This is a genomic window from Acetobacter sp., assembly GCF_047721705.1.
In the GTDB taxonomy this organism is placed as follows: Bacteria; Pseudomonadota; Alphaproteobacteria; order Acetobacterales; family Acetobacteraceae; genus Acetobacter.
On sequence record NZ_JBDNXK010000136.1, the window covers coordinates 1 to 5,260 of the forward strand.

A 5,260-nucleotide genomic window follows, 5' to 3' on the forward strand; every position below is an offset into this window, starting at 1 on the left:
TCACAATACTTTCTAATTCACTTTCAGTATACAGAACAACATTTTGGTGATCTTCTTCCACAACATCAGTTTCATCATTCTGCAGTGTCTGTTCTTCTTCTAAATAGGGAATTGTTTCAAAGTTTTCTTGAAATAAAGCATATGAAGCTCTGCAATCTACTGTATTACGCTGATCCTGCTTCATGGCAGCATTTCATTAGTATCAGAACCTGGATTTAAATCGATTTCACCCTGATTGGCCAAATCCTTAACCAAAGAAACGATCTCTGCCTGCGCAGCATCCACATCTTTTACCCTCACAGGACCAAGGGAAGAGATTTCCTCCTCAAGAATTTTTCCTGCTCTGGCGGTCATTGAAGACAAGAACAGTTTACGTAGCTCTTCGGAAGCTCCTTTGAGTGCCAGAGGCAGACGCTCACGATCAATATCTCTCATCAAACGCATGATGGCTTCTTGTGGTAGCCGTTTGATGTCATCGAAAGTAAACATGAGGGATTTGACGCGCTCAGCATCTTCCAAATTTCGTTTCTCAAGCGCATTCATAAATTGACTTTCAACGCGCCTATCAAAATTATTAAATACTTCGGCCAGTAATTCATGGCTATCCCGCTTAGAAGATCTAGCTAGGCTTGCCATAAATTCAGAACGAAGAGTGGTCTCCAGACTATCGATGACATCTCGTTGCACATTATCCATATGCAAAATACGCATCATGACATCGACAGAAAAATCTTCCGGCAATAAGGCAAGGACACGTGCTGTTTGTCCTGGCTGAAGTCGACTTAAAATAACAGCGACCGTCTGCGGGTATTCATTACGCAAATAATTTGCGAGTACATTTTCTGGAACATTATCAAGTTTATCCCATAATGTTCTTCCCGCAGGCCCACGGATTTCTTCCATGATCACATTGACGCGGTCATTTGGAAGGGACTTTCTCAAAAGTCTTTCAGTTGTATCGTACGAGCCCACAAGAGTATCGGGACGAGAAAAACTGCCTGCAAATTCGGAACAAACTGATTCTACGACATCCGCTCCGATAACACCCATTGTCGCCATGGCTGCTGAAATCTCTCTGATTTCATTTTCTTGCATGGAGGACAGGAGTTGTGTTCCGTTTTCCTCGCCCAATGCCAGCAACAGAATAGCAGCCTTCTGAGCGCCGGTAGGGGCAGTTGTTGTTTTCGCCAGCATCTTCGATCACCCTTCGTGCTGAGGCATGAGCCAGCTTCTGATGACAGAAAGGCTTTCTTCAGGATCTTTAGCCGCCAATTCTCTTACCTGATGAATTGCCGACGCTTTCAGATTCCCATCAATACCAGAGAGATTCATGAAATCTGGAGTGTGTTCTTTCGGACCTTCGAGCGCCAGTTGATTTCCCGCGCCTCCATATTGACCGGAAGACTGCTCCGTCAAAGGAATCACACCACGTTCATTACCATCGCTATCTGACGCCAAGCGCATAGGATCCATGCCCGCAAGTGAGTTTTCATCCTTTTTCAGCAACGGCCGCACAAAAAACAGAAGCGCCAAGAATATGAAAACAACAGGTATCAAACTACGAGAAATCTGAATAACGTCGCTTTTGTCGACCGGCAGCCCCATCCAGGAAGCATGTAATGGCTCGGCTTCATCCTGCTCTTTAGCGAAACGCATAGAAACAACGTTGACTGTATCTCCGCGTTTGGCATCGAAACCAATTGCGGCTTTTGCCAGAACGGTAATACGATCAAGCTCGGCAGCATCAAGCGGCGCCCATTCGGATTTTCCATCCGCGCTTTTCTTCGTAGAACCATCTACAATCACAGCAAGACTTATGCGTGATACCCGAGGCTGATCCTGAACAAGAGTTCTGACCCGCTTTCCAATCTCGTAATTATTCGTTTCTTCGCGACGATCGTCCTGACTACCCGCCCGTGGCTGCCCAGCATTGGCGTTGGGGAGATTGTTGGCCACAGAAGTGCTCTGCTGACCCTCGGTATTAACCGACTTGTCGTTCGTGGACTGCTGTGAGCGCAAGACCTGCTGGTCAGGATCATAGCTTTCCTGCGTCTCATGAACCTTATCGAGATTCATTAAGACTGATGCTTCCGCCCGCACGTGTCCGGCACCCAATGTTGGAGCCAGCATCGTCTCCACCGTCTGAGCAAGGCGAGCTTCCATAGCCTGCCTCTGTTCTTCTATGGTCTGCGCCATACCAGCCGCGCTATCAGGTGCACCCGGCCTTGCAAGCACGTTTCCATGGTTATCAATGATGGAAATGTTCTGTGGAGTAAGACTAGGTGTCGCAGCGGAAACAAGGTTAAGAATTGCCTGCACACTCTGCTGGTCCAGCCGCCCTCCGGCCACTGTCAACAGCACGCTTGCCTGCGCCGACATTCTGTCTGCCGAGAACATCTCCCGGTGCGGCAGAACCAGATGTACTCTGGCATTCCGAACACCGTGAATCAGCCTGATCGATCGCTCAAGCTCTCCTTCAAGAGCCCTTGTTTCATCAATATGCTGCTCAAATTCGGTCGTTGTCAGAGTATTGGAGTGATCGAAAATTTCATACCCAACAGATCCACCAGACGGTAGCGCGTCACGTGCCAGCAGCAGACGTGCTTCGGCCACCTTGTCAGGTGCGACATAAATACTGTCACCCTGCTGGGACACCGAATGAGCGATGTGGGCTTTTTCGAGATCATCAGCCATTTGAGCGGCTTCATGAAGATCAAGATCCTGATACAACAGCGCCGTTGATCTTTGATCCCCATGAAACGCGAAGACAGTCAGCATACCCATCATGCCAAGCCCTACCGCTCCCAGAGCGGCAAGACGCGGCAACCCGAGGGTTTTCAGGCTCGCCAGCATTGCTTTCACGTTTTATTTTCCGGCAAAAAAATTGACTTGCATGGCGCTCCAGCAGATCGATTGGGAGTGTCTCGCACGTATTTTCGCTTCAACTTTGTTTGATCTGAAGACGATTATGCGAGGCTGCCCTTACTCTGCGGTTAATGGGCGGCAAATTTTGCCGGGTAAGTAGGGCAAAATTGCCTACCCCCGCTGCAGGGAAGAAGCCTGATATGAAATGCTTATTGAGCCGCCTGAAAAAATCCCAGCGCTTTGGCAGCATCAGTAGCCACATCGTGCCTCAAGCGCACAAGGGCTTTTCCATTCCGGTCAGATGGATGCACACGATTGGTTAGAATCAGCACGAAAGACGAACTTGCAGGGTCCATCCACAACGATGTGCCCGTGTAACCCGTGTGGCCAAATGAGCCGACGGGAAAAAGATCGCCTCGGGGTGTCGAATAATGGGTCGCGATGTCCCATCCCAATCCCCGGATGTCAGTATTTCCGGGCGATTGGTGCGATGTCATAAGGCGAACCGTATCCATCTTCAGCGGGTAATTACTCGCACGCCCATTCCAGCGATCAAGCAGGCTGCTGGCGTAAAGAGCCATGTCATCCGCATTGGAGAAAAGTCCGGCATGACCAGCCACACCGCCCATTCTACGAGCTGTAGGATCATGCACGACGCCACGCAGAGGTATTCCTGTTTCATCAAATTGCGTGGGAGCAATAAGAGAACGCAGATCATCGGCAGGCAGAAAACCGGACGATGTCATCCCTATGGGTGCGAGGATATGCTTCTCCGCATAAACGTTCAGGGGCAACCCAGAGAATTGTTCAACAAGCAAGCCTAGGACGATATAATTGATGTCACTGTAAACAAAATGCGTTCCGGGAGCGTCGGTCGGAACAGCTGCAAGCGCCTTTTGCACAGCAACCTGTTTTCCGCTCCAGGGCGTTGAAAGATCAACATCGGGCGCAAGGCCGGAATAATGGATCAGCAAGTGGCGCACCGTGATGGCGCCTTTGCCATTTTGAGCAAATTCCGGGAGATAGCGCGCTACCGGCGCATCAAGATCCAGTTTTCCCTGCTCCCATAACTGCATGATCGCCGGGGCCGTAATTGTCGCTTTTGTCAGGGACGCCATATCGAAACGCGTGTCCCACGTCATTGCTTCCCGCTGCGGCACAAGCGCACGCTGGCCGAAAACAGCCCGATGCTCGATCACATCGCCCTGCCCGATCGCGGCAACAACACCTGGAATTTCGCCTCGCTCTACGGCCGCTGACAACAAGCGATCAACGTCAGAAAAATCACGCTTCATCTTGTTCGCAGCACATCCGGATAAAGGGAAAATGACTGACAGAGAGGTGACTGAAAGCCCCTGAAGAAGAAGGCGTCTTTGCATGCTGATCTTTCAGGCGGAAAACTGTTCCAGAATGATGCGTTCCGACAATGACTGCCCCGGGTCGAATAATAACGTGACGGAGCGTTCCCGATTTTCCCACACCTTCACGCTGACGACATCCCGCACTTCGGTAAAATCGGCTACCGCAGCAACAGGGCGTTTCTCCGTTTCCAGAATGGAGAACGTCACCACCGCCGTGGAGGGTAACAAGGCACCACGCCAGCGGCGCGGACGAAAAGCACTGATGGGCGTCAGGGGCAGAAGGTTCCCTGACAACGGCACGATCGGACCATGCGCCGAGAGGTTATAGGCCGTTGAGCCGGCCGGCGTGGAAACAAGAACACCATCGCAGATCAGCTCCGGCATACGTTCACGGCCGTCCACCTCGATTCTGATCTTCGCCGCCTGACGGGTTTCACGGAAAAGAAAGACGTCGTTCAGAGCATAGGCCTCATGCACAGAGCCGTCCGCACAGGTAGCCCGCATATGTAACGGGTAGAGTTCGGCCGTCTGTGTCGCCGCCAGCCTTTCCAGAAGTCCGTCCTCATCCAGCGGATTCATCAAGAACCCAACGGAACCACAATTCATACCATAGACAGGAACATTGCGTTCCATCACCTGCCGCAGGGTCTCCAGCATGAAGCCGTCCCCGCCAAGACAGACGATAACCTCGGCCTCATCCAGTTCACACGCGCCATAGCGATGGGAAAGTCGGGTTTTTTCCTGTTGGGCCGTATCGGTAGAAGCGGCCAGAAACGCGATTTTTTCAGGAGGGGCGGCAACGGACCAACGAGACTCTGATGTGTGAGTATCCATAATGTTGATTCTGCATGCCCTAAAAAAGATTGACCATCACCCGCAGATGATCCTGACGCATCATTCTATAGAATGACGTTCACGCTGCCGCGAGTCCTGATTATCCTCAAACGAGCCCACAGGATGCTGTTTATGTGTCGATCCTCAGCGGTGAGGAATCCGGAGGAGAGACCGGTGGCGGCTCCCCCACCCCTTCATGT

Annotated in this window: 5 protein-coding genes; all 5 read right to left on the reverse strand. The window is 51.2% G+C overall.

Going from position 1 to position 5,260, the window contains the following annotated elements:
* Positions 1-184 (reverse strand): hypothetical protein (locus tag ABF824_RS15285; protein ID WP_415489842.1); only part of this gene is annotated, 184 nt, incomplete at its 3' end.
* The gene (gene fliG, locus ABF824_RS15290; RefSeq protein WP_415489843.1) at positions 181-1,194 is read right to left on the reverse strand and encodes a flagellar motor switch protein FliG; all 1,014 of its coding nucleotides are present in this window, start codon (positions 1,192-1,194) and stop codon (positions 181-183) included. The genes fliG and ABF824_RS15285, both read right to left, overlap by 4 nt.
* Positions 1,195-1,200: 6 nt before the next feature.
* Entirely contained in the window at positions 1,201-2,862 is a 1,662-nt protein-coding gene (gene fliF / locus ABF824_RS15295; protein WP_415489844.1) for a flagellar basal-body MS-ring/collar protein FliF, read from the reverse strand.
* A 212-nt stretch (positions 2,863-3,074) separates the two neighbouring features.
* Positions 3,075-4,244: a serine hydrolase domain-containing protein gene (locus ABF824_RS15300; RefSeq protein ID WP_415489845.1), complete on the reverse strand. Its 1,170-nt coding sequence runs from the start codon at positions 4,242-4,244 to the stop codon at positions 3,075-3,077.
* Between the two features lie 9 nt (positions 4,245-4,253).
* On the reverse strand, positions 4,254-5,060 hold the full coding sequence (locus ABF824_RS15305; protein WP_415489846.1) for an NAD kinase: 807 nt from the start codon (positions 5,058-5,060) through the stop codon (positions 4,254-4,256).
* Between the last annotated feature and the right edge of the window lie 200 nt (positions 5,061-5,260).